The organism is Mucilaginibacter sp. KACC 22063, assembly GCF_028736115.1.
GTDB lineage: Bacteria > Bacteroidota > Bacteroidia > Sphingobacteriales > Sphingobacteriaceae > Mucilaginibacter.
This window is the reverse complement of the sequence record NZ_CP117877.1, coordinates 1,659,512-1,680,635: the sequence shown is the minus strand read 5'-3', so window position 1 is coordinate 1,680,635 and position 21,124 is coordinate 1,659,512. Positions and strand designations below refer to the sequence as shown.

Here is a 21,124-nt window from a genome sequence, read left to right as displayed (position 1 = left end):
TTATTTCTTAGACGACTGGAAATTCAATTTCAGGTTAACGCCGCCTGCTCCGAAGCGCAAATCCTGCTGGCCTACACCACCAAGCGGGTATTTAACAAACGGTTCAATCACCAACCTGTTTCGTTTGCCCAGCGGATAGCCCATACCAAACGAAAAGTTTAAGGTTTTAGCAAAGTCAAACGTACTGAAATGCTGTCTTGTGGTTGTTTGCTGCTCCACCTCAGATACATTGTTGGCAGTAGCCGAGTTTGTAAAACTGTAAGGATTATAGTTGTTAGTGTAGCTGTAAGCAGAGCTATATTTCTCGTCTATAAAAGTACCCGAACTGATACCGGCAGATACAAATGTATCGCCGTTTTTGCCGAACTGATATTTTAAGTTCAGTGGTACATCTATACCTATTAAGCTGGCATTATAGTTTTTAACAACGGGGACAGGAGTAGCAACTTTAGAAGAGAAAAACATCTGCGGGGCGTTTGATGCTACCGCCGAACTCATGGTACGTGCATTAGCTTGTTGAGGGATGTTTTCTGAGCTGTTATAATTTAACGAGTTTTGTGCAATAGCTACACCCGTAGAAAATTTCAGCCTGTTTGTAAGTTTAAAATCAGAGCTAAACCCTGCACCTACATTTACTGCATTATCACTTCCTTTTGCATAATTCACATAGGTAGCCGCATATACGCCCAGTACTACAGATTTTTGTTTAATAACTTCGCTGGTGTTCTTATCCTTACCGGATGCCTTCTCTTTTGCTTTATCACTGGCCATCATCCTTAAAACGGCATCACCTTGTGGCTGTAGAACAACCGACTGTTTCTGGCTGTCGTTTTCTTTTACATCGGCCGATGCGATTTTATTTTCAGGCTCTTTATTAAGCTTGGCTTTATCATTTCCTAAAGCGTCTTCTTTAACCGAAGCCTGCTGATCTGTAGTTTTCGACTGAGATAAGTAATTGCCAACTGTAGGAACGATTGAATTATTGCCTGTATTAGATTTTTGAGTAGGGTTTACATCTGCAGCAATTTGTTCCGTTACACTATTGTTTGTAGCTGATGATTCAGTGTTAAAGGTCACCCGTTCAGGCTGATGATCATTGTTTTTGTTTTTTATTACAGGTTGATGCTGGCCTGCGCTACCATCAGCAATACGTTGATTTTTTGAAAGATCATTGTGATCTTCATTAGTACCATCATTTGCTGATTGGCTGTCGCCTTGTGAATTTCCCTTCTTGTTTTCTGAACTATTTTGAGGCTGGTTTTTAGAAATGTTCTGATGATTGTTGATTACTTGCTGAGGGCGCAATAACCAAACGCCAAGACACAGCAATACAATGGCAGCGGCCGTGTACCACCACCTGGCAATAGGGCGTACTTTTTCCGGCTGTTCAGGAAAACGCTGGCGCAATAGCTGCCAGCCTTCCTCAGCCGAAGTATCCTCGTAATTGTCGAATACTTCCCGGATGCGGTTTTTAAAATCGTTATCCAGATTATCGTTCATGTTGCTGCGCTTCGGTATTTATTAAATTTCTAAGTTTTTCTTTTGCCCTGCTCAGGTACACCCTCGACGAACTTGCCGGTATATCCAGCATTACGGCAATCTCTTCGTGGTTGTAACCATCAATCTCGTACAAGTTAAAAATGGCACGTTGTACAGCAGGCAGAGCATCCATTATTTTTAAAATATCATTTACGTTTAACCTGTCAACCGTAGTTTGCGAACTTGGCAAGGGTAACGAATCATCTATCTCTGTGGTAAACTGATGTTTCATGTCCTTGCGGCGGCGGTCAATAGCTGTGTTCACAACTATTGTGCGCAACCAGCCTTTAAATGCCTTGCTGCTATCATAGTTACCAATGGCATTAAATACTTTAATAAAGGCATCGTTCACCACTTCCAATGCATCGTCGCGGCTAAAGCTGTAACGCAGACTTATACCCATAGCGTAGCCATAGAACTGCTTATATAGCAATTCCTGGTGCTTCAGGCTGCCTTTTTTACATTGACTGATCAGTATATCATCAGCAATGCCATGGTTTTTCTGCATTAATTTATACTTGGCCCGGCTGACGATTTATTCTTTGTTGCCATGTACGTACATGCAAAGCAAAGTGATACATCACAACCAAAATTAATTTTGCAGCGTTACTAAGATTAAGCTAAATCAAAAAGACTATTAACACCCAGCAAACTGCGCGACGTAAAACCTTCGGCAAACTTAACCCCTATTGCTTTACCGTATTCACGTGCGCGTGCTTCAACAACCTGTATAAATTCGGGTGACGAGATATAGGTTTGTGGTTCGTTTTCCCGGTAATCGGGGTGATGAAATTGTGAAGTATAGGCAAGCACGCTTGCAATTTTTGCATCCCAGTATTCGGTTACATCTACTACAAAATCGGGTTTTATGTAACGGTCCTGTATAAAATGCAAAAGCTGGCGCGGACGCCACTCTTTTTGTAATTCTCCGTTAAGCGTGGTCTCTATTTTCCTTAAACCCGACAAAAATGCAGCATCCTGAACCAATTGGCTTGCACGGCCATGATCGGGATGGCGGTCATGATAAGCGTTGGTGATCAAAATATCTGGCTGGTACTTACGTATGGCAGCAATCACCTTTAACTGATATTCTTTATTATTCTCAAAAAAGCCATCCGGAAAACCCAGGTTTTCACGTACACTAAGGCCTAAAATTTTTGCAGCTTTAGCGGCTTCTTTATCACGTAATTCAGCGGAGCCTCTTGTACCCAGCTCGCCACGGGTAAGGTCTACAATGCCTACGGTATAACCCATTTTAACATGCTTCAGTATTGTGCCCGAGCAGCCCAGTTCGGCATCGTCAGGATGTACTGCAACAACCAGTATATCTAATTTCATTGTGCTGTTAATTGCTTTTCTGTAAGCAAATGTGCTATCTTTTTTCTGATCCTGGAAGATACAGGCTTGGTAAACGGGTAAAAGAAGTCAACCACGCGGCCATTACGGTCAATCAGGTATTTATGAAAATTCCATCTTGGCGATGCATTTACCCGGCCATTCTGCTTTTTATCAGATAAAAACTGGTATAAAGGATGCGCATAAGGCCCCCTCACGTGTATCTTATCAAGCATCGGGAAATTAGTATCAAATCGTTCGCAAAATTGCCCCAGCGCCTCCCCTTCCAAAGGTTCCTGGTTTCCAAAATCATTTGACGGAAAAGCCAGTATCTCAAAGTCTTGGCCTTCAAATTGTTTTTTCAACTCAACAAGTTCGCTCATTTGCGGGGTAAAACCACATTGCGAAGCGGTATTCACTATCAGTAAAACTTTGTTTTTGTAGTGTGCAAGGTTAAGTTGGGCACCGTTTAATGTTTCTACATTAAAGCGGTAAATATTACCTGCGTCCATTGGATATAATTAGTACAAATATGAGGTATAACCAGCCTGGTGTAAAATGGTTTCGATGTCGCGTTCTGTAGTAATATCGTACTCTTCCTTCAGGTTGTGCCCAAAAATACGTGCTACAGACTGGTACATAAAGGCATGCAAACCGCCTTTTAAATCTTTGGCCAGATCAAAGGTAGTGGTGCCCGTTTCCCGGCTGATGAGTTTGATCAGTACCTCGCCCTGGTTAATGGTAAGGTTCTTTATTTCGCGGTTAAATAGATCTTTAATTTCTGTCTCGCAAGCCTTTACCAGCTCTTTCTGCTTTTTCTTATCGCCTGTTAAAGCCAGATCACGTTGTAGTTTCTGATAACGCTGACTTGCAAAACGGGCATAAGGCAACACCTTCATTACGTTATACTTCAGGCGGTAATAAGCCTGGCGGTCAGCTTCGCTTTTAAATATGCGGACGTCTCTTATCTCCACTTCCGGCGTTACAATCCATGGAATAAGCTCGCCCTCGTATTCGGTGAGGTATGTCTTTACAGTATCATTTTTACCAACCTTAGGATGCGGCAAGGGATTTTGCGCCGAAACAGCACAAGCAAGCAAGCAAAAACCTATTAAAAGCGGCAAAAATTTCATATATTTACTATTAACAAAAATAATTAATTTTTTCCGTTGCATTATGCAGCAACTAATAATTAATTTTTGTGTTAGCACTTAGTTATTAAAGAGATACGCAGTAGATATACTATGAAAGAATTAGTGATAGATCTGGAGGCCGAGAAGAACGAGATATTGAAAAGATACAGGGCTTTGCTGCGTGCCTGTAAACCTACTTTGCAAAAGGGTGATAAAAAGCTGATCAGGCATGCGTTTGACATGGCGCTTGAGAGCCATAAAGACATGCGCCGTAAATCTGGCGAGCCTTATATATACCATCCTATAGCGGTTGCACAAATTGCAGCGGAAGAAATTGGATTGGGCACTACCTCAATTGTATGTGCACTTTTGCATGATGTTGTTGAAGATACCGACGTTACCCTTGAAGATATTGAACGTGAATTCGGCAAAAAGGTAGCCAAGATCATTGACGGGCTTACTAAAATATCGGGGGTATTTGATACCAACAGCTCATTACAGGCCGAGAACTTCCGTAAGATGCTGCTTACCCTTGCCGACGATGTAAGGGTAATTTTGATTAAACTGGCCGACCGCCTGCATAACATGCGTACGATGGAGTTTATGCCGCGCGATAAGCAGCTTAAATTATCATCAGAAACGGTTTACCTGTACGCTCCCCTTGCCCACCGCCTGGGCTTATATGCTATAAAATCTGAACTGGAAGACCTTTCTATGAAATATATGGAAAGCGAAACTTACCAGTTTATTAAAAATAAGCTTAACGAGAAAAAGGCCGAACGCGAGCGTTTTATTCGCGACTTTATTGACCCTTTAAAAAAGGTATTGGAAAGCCAGGGTTTACATGCCGAAGTTTTTGGCCGGCCTAAATCCATCCACTCCATCTGGAATAAGATGAAAAAAAAGGCGATCCCTTTTGAAGAGGTATATGATCTTTTTGCCATCCGTGTTGTTTTAGACAGCACCCCAGAAAATGAAAAATCAGATTGCTGGAAGGCCTATTCGATAGTTACCGATTTGTACCGCCCTAACCCCGACCGCCTGCGCGACTGGATATCGTCACCTAAAGTAAATGGCTACGAGTCTTTGCACACTACCGTAATGGGGCCGCGTGGACAATGGGTAGAGATACAGATACGCACCAAGCGCATGAACGAAATTGCAGAAAAGGGTTTCGCGGCGCACTGGAAATACAAAGAATCGTCATCAGATACCGGGCTTGACCAATGGATACAAAAGGTGCGTGAAATGTTGCGTAACCCGGAATCCAATGCATTGGATTTCCTGGATGATTTTAAAATGAACCTTTTCTCTGACGAGATTTTCATTTTTACACCTAAAGGAGCATTATTGCAGTTGCCTGTTAACGCAACCGCATTGGACTTTGCTTTTGAAATCCACTCTGATGTAGGTGCTACGTGTATCGGCGCGAAGGTTAATCATAAGTTGGTACCGTTAAGTCATAAGCTACAAAACGGCGACCAGGTAGAAATCATCACCTCCAGCAAGCAAACCCCTAAAGAAGACTGGCTAAACTTTGTGGTTACTGCAAAGGCTAAAGCCAAAATTAAATCGGCGCTAAAGGAAGAGAAACGGAAAATTGCAGAAGATGGTAAAGAGATTCTGGAGCGTAAACTAAAATCGCTAAAGATCACTTATAACTCTGAAAATATCCATAAGCTTAGCTATTACTTTAAACTGCCTTCCACACAGGATCTTTTCTACAATGTAGCAAAAGGCCTGATTGACATGAAGGACCTGAAAGATTATCTGGCCTCTGAAAAGAGCGTTGAAAATAAGCCGCAGGAAAAGATCGAGCAGGAACAGGTGCAAAGCATGCTGCGCAGCATCAAGACCAAAGACAGCGATATACTGCTGATCGGCGAGGATATGCAGAAGATTGATTACAAGCTTGCCAGCTGCTGTAACCCTATTCCGGGCGATGATGTTTTTGGCTTTATTACCGTTAACGAAGGTATTAAGATACACCGTACCAATTGCCCTAATGCAACCAAGCTGATGTCAAACTACGGTTACCGTGTGGTGAAAGCTCGCTGGACCAATCAGCACGAGCTGGCATTCCTGACTGGTTTACGCATTACAGGTATTGATGATGTGGGCCTGATCAACAAACTGACCACTGTTATATCAAACGATTTTAAAGTGAACATCCGTTCTATTACCGTTGATAGTGACAATGGCATTTTTGAAGGCAGCATTATGGTGTATGTAAATGACCGCGACCACCTTGATAATTTAATTAAACGTTTAAAAATGGTTAAAGGCATAACCGGAGTTACCCGATTTGATTCGGCGCCGGTGGAGGTGAGTTAGTCATTGGTCATTAGGCAATATTCATTAATACTTATATTTCTAACAATGACTATTGACCGATGACCAATGACAATTTCCCTAAATTATTTTTACCTTTGGCCTGTTAAATACTTACTATGCCTCAGCAAGAAACCATAGATATGGTTAAAAAAATTTTCGAGGCGTATCTCGAAAATAAAAGTCTCAGGAAAACCCCCGAGCGTTTTGCCATACTCGAAGAAATTTATTCACGTAATGACCATTTTGATGTGGAGTCTTTGTACATCCACATGAAAAATAAAAAATACCGTGTTAGCCGTGCTACAGTTTATAACACACTGGAGTTACTGGTATCATGCGACCTGGTTACCAAACACCAGTTTGGTAAAAACATGGCGCAGTTTGAAAAATCATATGGGTACAAGCAGCACGATCATATTATTTGTATCGACTGCGGCAAAGTAGTTGAGTTTTGCGATCCGCGCATACAGCAAATACAAAGCATGATGGGCGAATTACTAAAATTCGATATCAAACACCACTCTTTAAACCTTTACGGAAACTGTGTTAAATTAAAAGAAGGTTTCTGTGACAGAAAAGTATAACTTTGCCACCTTTCATTTCACACTCACTTTAACAAATGGCTGTTGATGTTTTATTAGGCCTTCAATGGGGCGACGAGGGCAAGGGAAAGATCGTTGACGTGTTAAGCGCAGATTATGACCTTATTGCCCGTTTTCAGGGTGGACCAAATGCTGGCCACACGCTTGAATTTGACGGTAAAAAATTCGTTTTAAATACTATACCTTCAGGTATCTTTTTTGAAAACACCATGAACCTTATCGGTAATGGCGTTGTGATAGACCCGATCACGCTTAAAAAAGAACTTGACAAATTGAAAGATGCCGGACACGATTTGCTTGCTAAACGCAACCTTCAAATTGCAAAAAAGGCACATCTGATATTGCCTACCCACCAGTTGCTTGATGCAGCTAACGAAAAGAAAATGGGCGAAGGTAAAATCGGTTCAACGCTTAAAGGAATTGGCCCTACTTATATGGACAAAACCGGGCGTAACGGCCTGCGAATTGGCGACATTACCCTACCCGACTTTAAAGATCGTTACAACAAACTCGTTGAAAAACACAAATCAATGCTACAATCGCTTTATGGCGAGGTAGTTGATTTTGCAGAACGTGAGCAGGCTTTCTTTGACGCGCTTGACGTGATCAAACAATTCCCACTGGTTGATTCTGAGCACTTAGTTAACGATTACCTTAAACAGGGTAAAAAAGTATTAGCTGAAGGTGCACAGGGCGCTATGCTGGATATCGACTTTGGTTCATACCCGTTTGTTACCTCATCAAACACTACTGCGGCAGGTGCTTGTACCGGTTTAGGTATTGCTCCCCGCCAGATTGGTGAAGTGATCGGCATATTTAAAGCTTACTGTACACGTGTTGGTGGTGGCCCCTTCCCTACCGAATTAGATAATGAGATGGGTGAAGAACTTCGTCAAATTGGACACGAGTTTGGCGCCACTACAGGTCGCCCACGCCGTACCGGCTGGATTGATCTGCCTGCATTAAAATACGCTATTATGCTTAACGGCGTTACCGAACTGGTAATGACCAAAGCTGACGTGTTAAGCGGATTTGAAAAGATCTATGCCTGCACGCACTACAACTATAATGGCGAAGTGATTGATTATATGCCTTACGATATCTGTTCTATTAAACCAGAGCCTGTATTAAAAGAAATTGATGGCTGGCACGAGGATATCACCGGCATAACTGAGCCTTCACAAATCCCTGCGAAACTGAAATCATACATTGATTTTCTTGAAGCTGAATTGGGCGTTCCGGTTAAATATTTATCAGTAGGCCCCGATAGAAAACAGACGCTTACTTTGGCTTAAGTTCAGAAACAAGAATTAAGATATTATATAGAATTTAAAGGCTCCTTTTTAAAGGGAGCCTTTATTATTTTTGTGCAGTGATTTTTAAAACAGATAGCATTTCATCTTTCAAACAGAAAGCCCTGCATTGGGCAGCTAATTTTGAGGTATGCTGTTATCTCGATTCCAACAATTTTACTGATCCTTATTCCAAGTTTGATCTGCTCATAGCGGCAGGTATCAAACATGATGTAACGGATAGTAGTGGTAATGCATTTACAGAACTGGCAAATTTTAAAAATCGGCATCCACAAGAATGGATGACCGGCTTTTTCAGTTACGACCTAAAGAATGAAACTGAACAACTGCAATCCTCAAATGCAGATCACCTAAGTTTTCCGGATCTTTATTTCTTTATCCCTGAACATCTAATTGTTGTTAAAGATGGTGAAATCGACATCCAATCAGAGGATGCTGAGGACTTGTTTAGAGAAATCAATAAAACAGATATTATATTAAATGATATACCCAGAGATTTTACCATTTATCCCCGCTTTAGCCGGAATGAATACATCGAAACTGTAAATAAAATAAAAGAGCATATCAGCCGTGGCGATATCTATGTCACCAATTTTTGCCAGGAATTTTATGCTGAACAGGCGCAGATTGATCCTGTAAATGTATTTGAACGGTTAAATGAAATATCACCTAAACCGTTTGGATGTTTCTTTAAATACTACGACAAATATATCATCAGCGCATCTCCTGAACGCTTTTTAGCCAAGAGAGGCAATAAGCTAATCTCTCAACCCATTAAAGGAACTGCACCACGCAGCGCAGATCATCAGCAGGACGTTATTAACAAATCGAACTTGCGCAACAATTCTAAAGAGCAGCAGGAAAATGTAATGATTGTCGACCTTGTTCGCAATGACTTAACCCGGTCTGCCAAACCTGGGACGGTTAAGGTAGAGGAGCTTTTCGGCATTTACAGTTTTGAACAGGTACACCAAATGATCTCAACGATAGTATGTGAGCTTGCTGATGATGTGAATATGATTGATGCCATAAAGAATGCCTTTCCGATGGGTAGCATGACAGGCGCACCGAAAGTAAGCGCCATGCAACTGATGGAACAATATGAGCTCACTAGGCGTGGCATTTATTCCGGTGCAATAGGCTATCTTGCTCCAGATGGCGACTTTGATTTCAATGTGGTCATCCGCACGATTTTATATAATGCCACAGCCAGATATCTTTCGTTTCAGGCGGGCAGTGCTATTACTTACCATGCCGATGCCGAAAAAGAATTTGAAGAATGCCTGCTTAAAGTAAAAGCTATTTTGGCAGTATTGGCTCGGCCAATATCTTACCCGCAACCCTGACTGATACTTCTGACCCCAATGCAAAAAACGCTGAAAAGGGCTGCTTGCTTAAATAAGGTTCAAAAGACTGATTATATAAGCCGATGATATCGGCATCAAAAACAGGGTTGGTTACCTGGGCTATTTTCCACGGTTCGTGTTCTACCTGGTATTCCAGCGTTTTTGTGCCATGTATACGGTTATAACCCCAGTAATGCTCAAATATAAATTCTTCGGCACTATCTTTCTCAATAGGTACAAACTGGTTACTTACTGTGGCAGCCAGTTTATTCCACCGGTCTTTTAATTTCCATTCATAACTAAAGTGCGAAACATCCTGATCTACTACAACACTATGCCGCATTGGCATTGCTTTGTAATGCTCATTGTAAAGATTATTGGCCACAAGCGGGATAATGCGCTTAGGCACAATTTCACTTACGAAAACAGCGCCCCGCTTCCATTCTTTACCATCAAAATGCTTAACGTAAAAGCGCAGATTAACTTCCTCAAAGTTTACGTGCCCTGGCCATTTAATACCCATAACTCGGGTGTTCATAAACATAAAACCTACCATGCTTACCAACGCCTTACCCTGCCATAAATCTAAAACAGTATATGCTGGCAGATAAGGCTCCAATATCTTTGGGTCAACCTCATAGTTAAGCATGAGCAGGTTTTTCCATGCTGCACTCAGAAATTTAATTTTAGACATGGTTATTATCGGCGATAATATTTCATCGCGTTAGGCAACTCATTTTGCAAAGCTGCAATACGCGTAGCATCTGCGGGGTGAGTACTTAAAAACTCTGGCGTACCTCCACTGGTGTTTGCGGCTGCCATGCGCTGCCAAAAACCAATAGCCTGATGAGGATCATACCCAGCCATAGCCATAAAGGTAAGCCCTAATTTATCGGCCTCAGATTCTTGATTACGTGAGTATTTTAATAATAATAAGGATCCACCCACACCATATAACTGGTTAACAATGCCTACCGTAGCCGAACTGCTATTACCTGCGGCAGTACCAATTGCAGAGCCTAAACCCTGTGCTACATATTGCTGTGAAATACGCTCCGCTGAATGATGTGCGATGGCATGACCAATTTCATGGCCTAATACGGTTGCCAAACCTGCATCGTCTTTAGTATAAGGTAATATACCGGTATATACAGCAACTTTACCTCCGGGCATACACCACGCATTTACATCGCTGCTTTGGATCAGGTTAAACTGCCAGTCGAAATTATACTGATTACCATAACCATTTTGCTGTAGATATTGCTGAATAGCTGTTGCAAGTTGTCTGCCTACTTTTTGAACGCGCTGTGCATCTGTTGTACCAGATACGACTTTTGTTTTAGGGTCAGACAATAGCTCTTTGTAGCTGGTAGCAGCTGATTGATTAACTTCCGCATCGCTAACGACATTGAATTGCTTGCGCCCGGTTAGCGGAACTGTTGAACATGAGTAAACTGCAACAGCTAATACTATTGCTCCGAAAAATTTGTAACGTTTTAACATAATGAGTCAGGTTGTTTTCTTTTTAAACAAAGCAACTTTAGACTCTTTGCCTTTCAGTAACCGCTCTATGTTTTTCTGATGTGTAACCAGTATCAGCACGCAAATGCACATACCGTAAATAATTACCGATTTTATATAAACCGGGAATACAAATGTTACCGCTATAGGATACACAAACCCAGCAACTATAGAGCTTAATGAAACGTAACGCGTTATCAATAATATGATGATAAACACGCCTACGCAAAGTAAAGCTGCCTGCAAGTGTATAGCCAAAACCATTCCAAACAGTGTAGCTATACCCTTTCCACCTCTGAAACCGGCAAAAACAGGGAATAAATGGCCCATAACAGCTGCAATTCCTAATGCCAGCTCATAGTTCATAAATGCTATAGAATGGTAGCCCCCGGTAGTAGTAATGCCTATAAAATAGGCCAGGTTTGTAGCCGTCCAGCCTTTCAGAATATCGATCAGCATTACCGGGATACCAGCTTTTTTACCTAAAACACGAAAGGTATTTGTAGCCCCTGCGTTACCGCTGCCGTACTCCCTTATATCAATACCATAAAATGCCTGCCCAATCCAAACCGCAGTAGGAATAGAGCCAAACATATATGCAAGAATAAGTGCTGAAACAGAGTAAACAGTTATCATTCCACCACAATATTAGTTAAAAGATACGGTAACTGACATTTCCCTTTATGCTTTAACTGCTTTTAAACTCAGGTCTAAACTTTTAACAGAGTGTGTTAGTGCGCCAACCGAAATATAATCGACACCACATGAAGCATAATCCAGGATATTATCCGGCGTTATACCGCCCGATGCTTCTGTAACATACCGGCCTTCATTAAGCGAAATGGCCTGGCAAATCATGTCAGGTGTAAAATTATCAAGCAAAATTCTGTCAACTCCTCCTGTGTGCAACACTTCTTCCAGTTCTTCCAGGTTTCTTACTTCAATCTCTATTTGCAGCTTTTTGTTTTGCTCTTGCAGGTATTGATGAGCATTATTGATGGCATTTTTTATTCCGCCCGAGTAATCTACATGATTATCCTTGATCAGGATCATATCATATAAACCAAACCTGTGGTTAACACCACCGCCAATTCTTACTGCCCACTTTTCCAGATAGCGTACTCCCGGTGTAGTTTTGCGGGTATCCAGCACCTTTGTGCCGGTATGTTCAAGCATCTCCACAATCTCATGTGTACGGGTAGCAATGCCCGACATACGCTGCATACAATTCAACACCAAACGCTCGGCTTTTAATATGCTATGCACACTACCACTTACCGTTAAAACAACATCTTTAACTTTTACAGCCTCGCCGTCATTAATAAAAACTTCAACGTTAAGCTGCGGGTCTACTTCTTTAAAGATTTCAAGTGCAAGCTCTACACCGGCAATGATGCCATCTTCTTTAACCAGCAATTGTGCTTTGCCTTGCGTACCCGGTAGTATAGTTGATAACGAAGTGTGATCGCCGTCGCCAACGTCTTCGGCAAGAGCACTCTGTATAAATTGGTGTATAAGTTCTTTATCCAATGCCAGTATGTTTTGTGGTTCAAAAGTAATGATTAGTTCTGTTTGTTTAAAAGCAGTATTGCATTCAAGTGTTTTAAATAACTACATAGATTGCAACTTTACAACAATTAAACACGCAGAAAATCTTAAAAAACTATATTTGCATCCGTGGAACAACAAAAAAAACTCGCTTTATTGATACTTGATGGCTGGGGTTATGGCCGTCATGACAAATCAAATGCTATCTGGAATGCAAAAACTCCTTTTTTTGATCACCTGTTAGCTACCTACCCTAATTCAAAACTTGAAGCTTCGGGCATGGCCGTTGGCCTTCCCGATGGGCAAATGGGCAACTCTGAAGTTGGCCACATGAATTTAGGTGCAGGCCGCGTGGTTTACCAGGAGCTTGGGCGCATCCATAAAGCAGTTGACGACCATGAACTGCCTGAAAACGCTGTTATTAAAGACGCGTTTGAATACGCTAAACAAAACAATAAAGATGTACACTTTATCGGCCTTGTGTCTGATGGTGGTGTACACTCTCACATCAAACACCTCAAAGGCCTTTGCGATGCCGCAGGCGAATACAACCTGGAGAAAGTATTTATTCATGCTTTTTTAGATGGCCGCGATACTGACCCTAACTCAGGTGTTGGATATATTACCGATTTAGAAAACTATATTCAGGGCACCAATGTAACCCTGGCTTCTGCCATTGGTCGTTACTATGCTATGGACCGCGACAACCGTTGGGAGCGCGTTAAATTAGCTTATGACCTGATGGTGGGCGGTGAAGGCAAACCAACTGAAAACATTATTGAGGCCATTAAGGAATCATACGCAGAAGGTGTTACCGACGAATTTGTAAAGCCGATTGTTAAAACCGTTAACGGACAGCCTGCCGCAGTAATAAAAGATGGCGATGTGGTATTATGCTTTAATTTCCGTACCGACCGCGGACGTGAAATAACGCTTGCATTAACCCAAAAGTCGTTCCATGAGCAGAATATGCACCCGCTTAACCTGCGCTACATCACCATGACCACTTACGACGAAACATTTAAAAACGTAGGTGTGGTGTTCACAAAAGACGACCTTACTAAAACCATCGGCGAAGTTTTGCAGGATGCCGGTAAAAAACAGATCCGTATTGCCGAGACAGAAAAATATCCGCACGTTACCTTCTTCTTTTCAGGCGGCCGTGAAAAAGAGTTTGATAATGAAAAGCGCCTGTTAATCCCATCGCCTAAAGTTGCAACTTATGATCTTCAGCCTGAAATGAGTGCCGAAGGTATCCGCGATGCCATTATCCCTGAACTGGTAGCAGAATGGCCAGACTTTGTCTGCTTAAACTTTGCAAACACAGACATGGTTGGGCATACAGGTGTATTTGAAGCCGTAGTAAAGGCTGCTGAAACTGTTGACAGCTGCACTAAAGCCGTTGTTGAAACAGGCTTACAGCATGGCTATTCATTTATCATTATTGCCGACCATGGTAATGCTGACTTTATGATTAACGAGGATGGCTCGCCAAATACGGCACATACCACTAACCTTGTTCCATGTATTATCATCGATAAAGATGTTACATCAGTTAAAGACGGTAAACTCGGCGACATTGCCCCTACTGTTTTAAATATCCTAGGTGTTGACATCCCCGAAGAAATGACCGGTAATGTATTGGTATAAAACATACAGCCCCGCTAAACGGGGCTTTTTTTTACTCTGCCTGTTATCAACTGTGGCGGCTTGTCGCCCCGATATTAAAGAGACAAAAAAAGAGTACAAGTTCTTTGATCTGCGCGGGTATATGAAGGCAGACTCTACCAGGTTAAAGAAACTGAATCCGCTGGTACATAAAACCGTTTCTCACAACGGCGACAGCCAAACACAGGATACTAAAATTGGTAACTGGGGCCATGAGCTAAGTTTATTTACATCTTCAGATATTAACAAACCATCTTGGCGCGAAAGCTATAAAACAGAAAATACGGATAGCTCTACTATATACAACGCAATAACACCCTCGTTAAAGACGCAGCAGTTGGAGATCATAAAATCAGGTGATCAGGTGAAAGCCATTCATATCGTAAATCATACAAAAAACTTGTTGTATGAAACTACTGAGAAATTAAGTTACCTGCCCGATTCCCTTTACACAATTGATAAAACACAGCATGTGCTGTTTCTGGGTACTAATCACTACGTAATAAAAGGTGTGCTGAAGAAATAGTTAGTGGTGCCCCTGTGCTGTGGCAAGTTTTTCTTTGGAAATATCAAGCAGCGAGGCAATGTCACTACGCGACGGGTTACCGTTGAGCACTTTCTCCAAATCGGCAATTGAAGCTTTAAGAGCATTAATGCCCCTGTTTTTATCGTACGCCTTTGATGAAGCATCCAGTTTAAATATGGCATATTCCCTGTATGCAATTCCACGGTTCTGGAAATATTTATCCAAATCACCGGGATCAGCATCTGTGTTTATGGCTTTTGTAAAATCAACAATAGCGCCTAACAAATATTTCTCTTTATCCTGGTAAGATATATTGTTGTCTTTGCCTAACTTACTTTTGGCACGTGCGCGGTAATAATAAGCGCTGGGATCGGCAGGCTTCAGCGCAATGACCCTTGAATATACAGAAACAGATTTTTTGAAGTTTTCACTGTGATAATAAGAGTAACCAAGCATCCATAGCGCGTCAGCATTGGTCGAATCTATAATGCAGGCTCTCTCCAGTCGCTGTACTGCAACCTTAAAATCACCCTCCATTAACGCCTGCTGCCCTAACTTAACGTAAGCATTTTGCGCATGCGAGTACTTAACCGAAGTTATCATCAAAGCCAGGAATAGTACCGGTAACCTCATCTGAAGTTTGTTCTGAACAAAATGAATATTGTAATAACTATATATTAACAAGATTATTATGCAACTATACCAATATTTTGCAAAATTATAGCAAACTCTTACTGGTTTAATCGTTACCTGACTTTTTTACATATCATCAATAAACCCATTTTCGTGGGTTAATGATTCAACGTTCTTTAAATCAATAATTTATTAGCAAGTATATACATTAGTATGCCAAATTTTTATATTGGCATAGGTATTGAACCTTATACCCTTACGGTAAGCACATCATTGTATAACCGTAATTTAACCAGTTTTGAATAGTCGAAACTGACATCTTGACGTTTTAAATATTTTAGAAAGGGTACTAATGAGCTACGATCCGTTTGATTTTAAAAGTGCATTACCGGTTATAAACGAAGATTCTGAGTTTTTTCCGTTAATGTCAACTGAGGACGAAGAGGAAATGAACAACGAGCTGATGCCCGAAGTTCTGCCTATTCTTCCGCTTCGTAATACGGTGCTGTTCCCGGGCGTGGTTATTCCAATAACTGTTGGTCGCGATAAATCTATTAAACTAATTAAGGATGCCAATAAAGGCAACCGCATTATAGGGGTGGTATCACAACAAGATGTGAGTATCGAAGACCCTAATTTTGATCAGCTTAATAAAACAGGCACTACAGCATTAATTGTAAAAATGCTGCAAATGCCCGATGGTAATACCACCGTTATTTTACAGGGAAAAAAACGCTTCCATTTAAAAGAAGAAATACAAAGCGACCCGTACATCAAAGCATCAATCGAGCCGTTTGATGAAATAAAACCCAAAGCAGATAAGGCTTTTAAGGCTATGGTGTCTTCTATTAAGGATCTGGCTATGAGCATTATTCAGCTTTCGCCAAATATCCCTACTGAAGCGGGTATTGCTATAAAAAACATTGAAAGTATTTCGTTTCTGATCAACTTCATTTCGTCAAATATGAATGCCGAAATGGATGTTAAACAGCGCATGCTGGAAACAGTTAACCTGGGCGAACGGGCACAATTACTATTGGAGCACTTGACCACCGAGCTGCAGATGCTGGAATTAAAGAACCAGATCCAGTCTAAGGTACGTACAGACCTTGATAAACAGCAGCGCGATTACTTCCTTAATCAGCAATTAAAAACCATCCAGGAAGAACTTGGCGGTAACACGCCTGACCTGGAAATGGAGAACTTGCGCGAAAGGGCTTTAAAAAAGAAATGGAGTAAAGAGGTAAGCACCCACTTTAATAAAGAGATGGATAAGCTGGCACGTATCAATCCCGCCGCTGCAGATTACTCTGTACAAATCAATTATCTTGAACTGTTGCTCGACCTGCCATGGAATGATTTTACCAAGGACAATTTCGATCTTAAACGTGCGCAAAAAATACTTGACAAAGATCACTTCGGGCTTGAAAAAGTAAAACAGCGTATCATCGAATACCTTGCCGTGTTAAAACTTAAGCACGACATGAAAGCGCCTATCCTTTGCCTTGTTGGCCCTCCGGGTGTAGGTAAAACTTCATTAGGTAAATCAATAGCTAAGGCTTTAGGCCGTAAATATGTGCGTATGGCCTTAGGTGGCGTACGTGATGAAGCCGAGATCCGTGGTCACCGTAAAACATACATAGGCGCTATGCCTGGCCGAGTGATACAGTCAGTTAAAAAAGCTGGTGCTGCTAACCCGGTATTCATATTGGATGAGATTGATAAGGTAGGTAATGATTTCAGAGGGGATCCTTCATCTGCCCTTTTAGAGGTACTCGACCCGGAACAGAACAGCACGTTTTATGATAACTATGTGGAGCTTGACTTCGACCTGTCGAACGTGATGTTCATCGCTACAGCCAACTCTCTTTCTACCATACAGCCTGCCTTGTTAGACCGTATGGAGATCATTGAAGTAAATGGCTATACCATTGAAGAGAAAATTGAGATTGCAAAACAACATTTACTGCCTAAACAACGGGAAGCACATGGCGTAAAACCTAAACAGGTGACCATGAAAAACGATGTTTTAGAAAAAGTAATTGAGCAATATACCCGCGAATCGGGTGTACGTTCGCTTGATAAAAAGATAGGATCGGTTGTTCGGGGTGTTGCTAAAAATATTGCCATGGAAGAGCCTTACAATCCATCGGTAAGCAAAGCTGACGTAGAACGCATTTTAGGTGCGCCTATTTTTGAAAAGGACCTTTACGAGGGCAACAAGTTTGCAGGTGTAGTAACAGGTTTAGCATGGACCCAAGTTGGCGGTGATATACTATTTATAGAAGCCAGCCTTAGCCCTGGTAAAGGACGCTTAACCTTAACCGGTAGCTTGGGCGATGTGATGAAAGAGTCGGCAACCATTGCACTTGCATACCTGCGTGCGCATTCTTCATTATTTAATATAGATCAGCGTTTGTTTGACCAGTGGGATGTGCACATTCACGTACCTGCAGGTGCAACACCAAAAGACGGCCCATCGGCTGGTGTAACCATGTTGACCGCACTTACTTCGGCATTTACCCAGCGTAAGGTAAAACCTAACTTGGCCATGACCGGCGAAATCACCCTTCGCGGACGTGTGTTGCCTGTAGGTGGTATCAAAGAGAAGATCCTTGCAGCCAAACGGGCAGATATCAAGGATATCATCCTATGCCAATCAAACAAAAAAGACATCTTAGAAATTAAGGAAGATTACATTAAGGACCTTAAATTCCATTATGTAACTGAGATGCGCGAAGTAATCGACTTAGCGTTACTAAAAGACAAAGTGGAAGAAGCAATTGATCTGACCGTTAAGGAAGATCCAAAGCCGGTACTCAATTAATAATAAAAGTGTTAAATCATATAGTAAAAGCCCTGATAATTCGGGGCTTTTGTTATTTTAGGCAGGATTTTCCACCCCTGTATTAATGAAAAAACTTTATACTACGCTATTCTTAGTTTTAGCCGGCACCACCTTACTTAAAGCACAATACCGTACTATGGAAGCGGGATTGCAAACGGATAACGATTCATACCTGATGCAAGGATCAGACCGGTATTATACCAATGGCATTTTTATCTATTTCAGGCAAGCTTTACCGTTTGATGAAGATGGCAAACTGGCTAACAAGGTTTTGGGTTATGAAGTAGGCCAAAAGATGTATAACCCACAGTCGGGCAATATAAACCCATTTTCCAATACGGATGTTCCTGCTGTTGATATTAATAACATCGACCGTCCGTTTGCAGCTTATTTATATGCGGGCGGTACTTATAACCTTTTGTATAAAAATCAAAGCAACTTAAAATTCGGGGTACAATTAGGTTTTATTGGCAGCAAGGCACAAGGTAAACAGGCTCAGGATTTTATACATAATACCTTTGGATTTTATCCGCCTTTTGGATGGGATCATCAAATAAAAGGTGGCTTTAAGGCTACCCTTACCGGCGAATACAACCGCATGCTGATCAGGGAGCCAATATTTGATATCAATTTTAGCTCTTATGCCAATTTGGGTAATGCCTTTACAGGATTAGGTTTTGGCCCATTATTCCGCATAGGAAGAACCAACAAACTTTTTAATTCAGTATCTACACAAAGCACGGTGATGAACCGTAATGGTATAAAAGCGAATGACCAGGAGTTCTTTTTATATTATAAGCCAATGGTGAATTTGGTGGGATATAACGGCACAATTCAAAGCAAATCAGGTGAGATACCTTCAAAGATCGACCTAACGCAAGACCCTGCAATTTTAAGCCAGTTGGAGGTAGCAGGTACGCCAAAAAGGGTGATTATCAGTAACCAAGTCGGTGCAGCATTTAATAGCGGCGACAGGTGGACAATTGATCTGTCAGCTACTTTTATCACCAAGGAGACTAAAGAAATATTACGCTCGCAACAGTGGGGTTCGGTAACCGTAATGTATCACTTTAATTAATAGTCGAAGTTTCGTTTACGGGTTTCTTTTTTAGCCGATTGTAAGCGTTTGTTATCTGCACGTGCAGCTTTTACTGCCTTGCTTATTTTAGTAGGCTTTCTTGGCTTAGGCTTTTCAAAGGCTTTATGCAACAGATGATAAAGTTTTTCGATTGCTTTTTCGCGGTTAAGGTATTGGCTTCGCTCCTCGTCGCAGATTACCTGCACCTCGCCATCTTTATTTAAACGGTTCGCTAATTTACTTAACAGCAATTGCTTCTCCCCTTCATTAAATAACACAGACGAACGCACATCAAACGCTATTTCTACTTTGGTAGAAACTTTATTAACGTTTTGTCCGCCTTTCCCCCCGCTCCTTGAAGCTTTAAAGTTTGTTTCGCGCAGTAAATCTGCTTTAGTAAAATTCATATTCGATGCAAAATAAACAACTTACTTTAAATATAGTATCATATGCTCTTAATGCTTTCATCTATAAACATGACAGAAATGATGAAATGAAATGCGTAATTTAGCACCTCGATGAGCAATAACATTGTAGTAGCCATAGATGGTTATTCATCTTGCGGAAAAAGCACCTTAGCTAAAGCCTTAGCCAAAAAACTCCATTTTATTTACGTTGATAGCGGTGCCATGTACCGGGCAGTTACCCTTTACTTGATACGAAAAAACATTGATGTTAAAGATGAAGAGGCTGTTAAAGCTGTACTTGCAGATATCCATCTGAACTTCCACGCCCGCGATTATCAGACACATATTTTGCTTAATGATGAGGAAGTGTCTGACGAAATCCGCCTGATGCCCGTTTCAGAAAACGTGAGTGCCGTTGCTGCTTTAAGAAGTGTAAGGCACGAAATGGTAAAACAGCAGCAACGCATGGGCCGTTCGAAAAACATTGTGATGGATGGCCGCGATATAGGTACTACCGTGTTCCCTAATGCCCAGGTAAAACTCTTTATGACTGCCGATCCGAAAGTACGTGCAGAACGCCGCTTTAAAGAACTGCAGCCTACACATCCTGAGATCACTTTAGAGGAAGTTTTTGAGAACATCGCCCATCGTGATTTCCTGGATACTACCCGTAAAGAAAGCCCGCTTGTTCGTGCCGACGATGCCATTATCTTAGATAATACCAATCTTACGCCAGAGCAGCAATTGGATTTTGCATTAACGAAGCTCGAGCCTTTTCTTAAAGCTCAAGACCGATAGTTTCATCGTCGAATTTCATTGCCTTCACACCAAAGTGATTCAGAAAATCAACCCCTTCGTCACTTGGCAGGCCTTTGTATTCGGCATATGAATGGCGAAAGTAAACTTTTGAAATACCTGCAGAAAAAATAAGTCTTGCGCATGGTAAACACGGCGAAAGTGTAGTGTACATCGTTGCCCCTTCCAACCTTGCACCGTTCTTCACTGCATAAAGTATGGCATTTTCTTCAGCGTGAAGCGCCAATGAGCAACTTCCCCGTGCATCGCGCGGGCAACCGGCTTCAGGCCATTCTTCGTCGCAATTATGCGTGCCAGATGGCGGCCCGTTATAACCTATTGAAATGATACGTGTATCTTTTGCCAGTACTGCCCCAACCTGTGCCTTAACGCAATGGCTGCGCTTAGCCAGGTCAGTAGCCAGATTCATGAATATGTGATCGAAACTTAGTTTCATGTGTTAGTCATTGGTTCATTAGTCATTGGTCATTTCTTATT

General features: G+C 41.6%; 21 protein-coding genes. 9 read left to right on the top strand and 12 right to left on the bottom strand.

The genetic code is table 11. From position 1 onward, the window contains the following. From PQ461_RS07350 to PQ461_RS07330, 5 genes are all read right to left on the bottom strand, one after another. Positions 1-1,500, bottom strand: a complete 1,500-nt coding sequence (locus PQ461_RS07350; RefSeq protein WP_274302834.1) for a FecR family protein — start codon at positions 1,498-1,500, stop codon at positions 1-3. Continuing rightward, entirely contained in the window at positions 1,490-2,047 is a 558-nt protein-coding gene (locus PQ461_RS07345; protein ID WP_274302832.1) for an RNA polymerase sigma factor, read from the bottom strand. Before PQ461_RS07345 ends, PQ461_RS07350 begins: the two co-directional genes overlap by 11 nt. A gap of 107 nt (positions 2,048-2,154) precedes the next feature. Continuing rightward, positions 2,155-2,877, bottom strand: a complete 723-nt coding sequence (gene bshB1 / locus PQ461_RS07340; RefSeq protein WP_274302830.1) for a bacillithiol biosynthesis deacetylase BshB1 — start codon at positions 2,875-2,877, stop codon at positions 2,155-2,157. Next, positions 2,874-3,386: a glutathione peroxidase gene (locus PQ461_RS07335; RefSeq protein WP_274302827.1), complete on the bottom strand. Its 513-nt coding sequence runs from the start codon at positions 3,384-3,386 to the stop codon at positions 2,874-2,876. Before PQ461_RS07335 ends, bshB1 begins: the two co-directional genes overlap by 4 nt. A gap of 9 nt (positions 3,387-3,395) precedes the next feature. Next, positions 3,396-4,007, bottom strand: a complete 612-nt coding sequence (locus PQ461_RS07330) for a DUF4294 domain-containing protein (RefSeq protein WP_274302825.1) — start codon at positions 4,005-4,007, stop codon at positions 3,396-3,398. Between the two features lie 111 nt (positions 4,008-4,118). On the opposite strand from PQ461_RS07330, the gene PQ461_RS07325 reads away from it, so the two are divergent. The 4 genes from PQ461_RS07325 (at position 4,119) to PQ461_RS07310 (ending at position 9,602) form a co-directional block, all read left to right on the top strand. Continuing rightward, positions 4,119-6,341: a RelA/SpoT family protein gene (locus PQ461_RS07325; RefSeq protein ID WP_274302823.1), complete on the top strand. Its 2,223-nt coding sequence runs from the start codon at positions 4,119-4,121 to the stop codon at positions 6,339-6,341. Between the two features lie 116 nt (positions 6,342-6,457). Continuing rightward, positions 6,458-6,925, top strand: a complete 468-nt coding sequence (locus PQ461_RS07320; RefSeq protein ID WP_274302819.1) for a Fur family transcriptional regulator — start codon at positions 6,458-6,460, stop codon at positions 6,923-6,925. A gap of 35 nt (positions 6,926-6,960) precedes the next feature. After that, complete coding sequence (locus PQ461_RS07315; protein ID WP_274302817.1) at positions 6,961-8,238, top strand: adenylosuccinate synthase; 1,278 nt, start codon at positions 6,961-6,963, stop codon at positions 8,236-8,238. A 77-nt stretch (positions 8,239-8,315) separates the two neighbouring features. After that, a complete protein-coding gene (locus tag PQ461_RS07310; protein WP_337993498.1) occupies positions 8,316-9,602 on the top strand; it encodes an anthranilate synthase component I family protein in 1,287 nt (428 codons plus the stop codon). Here PQ461_RS07310 and PQ461_RS07305 read toward each other — a convergent pair. From PQ461_RS07305 to nadC, 4 genes are read right to left on the bottom strand one after another with little or no spacing between them, the layout of a single operon-like run. Further along, entirely contained in the window at positions 9,556-10,296 is a 741-nt protein-coding gene (locus tag PQ461_RS07305; protein WP_274302815.1) for a YqjF family protein, read from the bottom strand. The two genes, PQ461_RS07310 and PQ461_RS07305, sit on opposite strands and share 47 nt — an antisense overlap. Positions 10,297-10,301: 5 nt before the next feature. Beyond that, positions 10,302-11,105 (bottom strand): M48 family metallopeptidase, encoded by an 804-nt coding sequence (locus PQ461_RS07300; protein WP_274302813.1) that lies wholly within the window; start codon positions 11,103-11,105, stop codon positions 10,302-10,304. Positions 11,106-11,111: 6 nt separating this feature from the next. Then, complete coding sequence (gene plsY / locus PQ461_RS07295; RefSeq protein WP_274302811.1) at positions 11,112-11,759, bottom strand: glycerol-3-phosphate 1-O-acyltransferase PlsY; 648 nt, start codon at positions 11,757-11,759, stop codon at positions 11,112-11,114. 45 nt (positions 11,760-11,804) lie between these two features. Then, positions 11,805-12,653 (bottom strand): carboxylating nicotinate-nucleotide diphosphorylase, encoded by an 849-nt coding sequence (gene nadC, locus PQ461_RS07290; protein WP_274302808.1) that lies wholly within the window; start codon positions 12,651-12,653, stop codon positions 11,805-11,807. A 147-nt stretch (positions 12,654-12,800) separates the two neighbouring features. Here nadC and gpmI point away from each other — a divergent pair, with 147 nt between their 5' ends. Beyond that, entirely contained in the window at positions 12,801-14,321 is a 1,521-nt protein-coding gene (gene gpmI, locus PQ461_RS07285) for a 2,3-bisphosphoglycerate-independent phosphoglycerate mutase (protein WP_274302807.1), read from the top strand. Between the two features lie 52 nt (positions 14,322-14,373). Next, on the top strand, positions 14,374-14,865 hold the full coding sequence (locus PQ461_RS07280; RefSeq protein WP_274302806.1) for a hypothetical protein: 492 nt from the start codon (positions 14,374-14,376) through the stop codon (positions 14,863-14,865). On the opposite strand, the gene PQ461_RS07275 is transcribed toward PQ461_RS07280, so the two are convergent. Next, a complete protein-coding gene (locus PQ461_RS07275) occupies positions 14,866-15,498 on the bottom strand; it encodes a tetratricopeptide repeat protein (protein WP_274302804.1) in 633 nt (210 codons plus the stop codon). Positions 15,499-15,850: 352 nt separating this feature from the next. On the opposite strand from PQ461_RS07275, the gene lon reads away from it, so the two are divergent. Both lon and PQ461_RS07265 read left to right on the top strand, forming a co-directional pair. Continuing rightward, the gene (gene lon, locus PQ461_RS07270) at positions 15,851-18,325 is read left to right on the top strand and encodes an endopeptidase La (RefSeq protein WP_274302803.1); all 2,475 of its coding nucleotides are present in this window, start codon (positions 15,851-15,853) and stop codon (positions 18,323-18,325) included. 85 nt (positions 18,326-18,410) lie between these two features. Continuing rightward, the gene (locus tag PQ461_RS07265; protein WP_274302801.1) at positions 18,411-19,424 is read left to right on the top strand and encodes a lipid A deacylase LpxR family protein; all 1,014 of its coding nucleotides are present in this window, start codon (positions 18,411-18,413) and stop codon (positions 19,422-19,424) included. Here the strand turns inward: PQ461_RS07265 and arfB are convergent. Continuing rightward, positions 19,421-19,831: an alternative ribosome rescue aminoacyl-tRNA hydrolase ArfB gene (arfB, locus tag PQ461_RS07260; protein ID WP_274302800.1), complete on the bottom strand. Its 411-nt coding sequence runs from the start codon at positions 19,829-19,831 to the stop codon at positions 19,421-19,423. The genes PQ461_RS07265 and arfB overlap by 4 nt on opposite strands. Before the next feature lie 111 nt (positions 19,832-19,942). Here arfB and cmk point away from each other — a divergent pair, with 111 nt between their 5' ends. Then, entirely contained in the window at positions 19,943-20,629 is a 687-nt protein-coding gene (cmk, locus tag PQ461_RS07255) for a (d)CMP kinase (RefSeq protein ID WP_274302799.1), read from the top strand. Here the strand turns inward: cmk and PQ461_RS07250 are convergent. Beyond that, positions 20,610-21,083, bottom strand: coding sequence for a deoxycytidylate deaminase (locus PQ461_RS07250; RefSeq protein ID WP_274302798.1), 474 nt, complete (start codon positions 21,081-21,083; stop codon positions 20,610-20,612). The two genes, cmk and PQ461_RS07250, sit on opposite strands and share 20 nt — an antisense overlap. Between the last annotated feature and the right edge of the window lie 41 nt (positions 21,084-21,124).

What these genes read in the sequence shown, in the direction of transcription:
- PQ461_RS07350 (WP_274302834.1), bottom strand. Translation starts at nt 1,500, where the DNA reads ATGAACGATAATCTGGATAACGATTTTAAAAACCGCATCCGGGAAGTA.
- arfB (WP_274302800.1), bottom strand. Translation starts at nt 19,831, where the DNA reads ATGAATTTTACTAAAGCAGATTTACTGCGCGAAACAAACTTTAAAGCT.
- PQ461_RS07330 (WP_274302825.1), bottom strand. Translation starts at nt 4,007, where the DNA reads ATGAAATTTTTGCCGCTTTTAATAGGTTTTTGCTTGCTTGCTTGTGCT.
- bshB1 (WP_274302830.1), bottom strand. Translation starts at nt 2,877, where the DNA reads ATGAAATTAGATATACTGGTTGTTGCAGTACATCCTGACGATGCCGAA.
- PQ461_RS07250 (WP_274302798.1), bottom strand. Translation starts at nt 21,083, where the DNA reads ATGAAACTAAGTTTCGATCACATATTCATGAATCTGGCTACTGACCTG.
- lon (WP_274302803.1), top strand. Translation starts at nt 15,851, where the DNA reads ATGAGCTACGATCCGTTTGATTTTAAAAGTGCATTACCGGTTATAAAC.
- PQ461_RS07275 (WP_274302804.1), bottom strand. Translation starts at nt 15,498, where the DNA reads ATGAGGTTACCGGTACTATTCCTGGCTTTGATGATAACTTCGGTTAAG.
- PQ461_RS07305 (WP_274302815.1), bottom strand. Translation starts at nt 10,296, where the DNA reads ATGTCTAAAATTAAATTTCTGAGTGCAGCATGGAAAAACCTGCTCATG.
- PQ461_RS07265 (WP_274302801.1), top strand. Translation starts at nt 18,411, where the DNA reads ATGAAAAAACTTTATACTACGCTATTCTTAGTTTTAGCCGGCACCACC.
- PQ461_RS07300 (WP_274302813.1), bottom strand. Translation starts at nt 11,105, where the DNA reads ATGTTAAAACGTTACAAATTTTTCGGAGCAATAGTATTAGCTGTTGCA.
- PQ461_RS07325 (WP_274302823.1), top strand. Translation starts at nt 4,119, where the DNA reads ATGAAAGAATTAGTGATAGATCTGGAGGCCGAGAAGAACGAGATATTG.
- cmk (WP_274302799.1), top strand. Translation starts at nt 19,943, where the DNA reads ATGAGCAATAACATTGTAGTAGCCATAGATGGTTATTCATCTTGCGGA.
- plsY (WP_274302811.1), bottom strand. Translation starts at nt 11,759, where the DNA reads ATGATAACTGTTTACTCTGTTTCAGCACTTATTCTTGCATATATGTTT.
- PQ461_RS07315 (WP_274302817.1), top strand. Translation starts at nt 6,961, where the DNA reads ATGGCTGTTGATGTTTTATTAGGCCTTCAATGGGGCGACGAGGGCAAG.
- PQ461_RS07320 (WP_274302819.1), top strand. Translation starts at nt 6,458, where the DNA reads ATGCCTCAGCAAGAAACCATAGATATGGTTAAAAAAATTTTCGAGGCG.
- PQ461_RS07335 (WP_274302827.1), bottom strand. Translation starts at nt 3,386, where the DNA reads ATGGACGCAGGTAATATTTACCGCTTTAATGTAGAAACATTAAACGGT.
- PQ461_RS07345 (WP_274302832.1), bottom strand. Translation starts at nt 2,047, where the DNA reads ATGCAGAAAAACCATGGCATTGCTGATGATATACTGATCAGTCAATGT.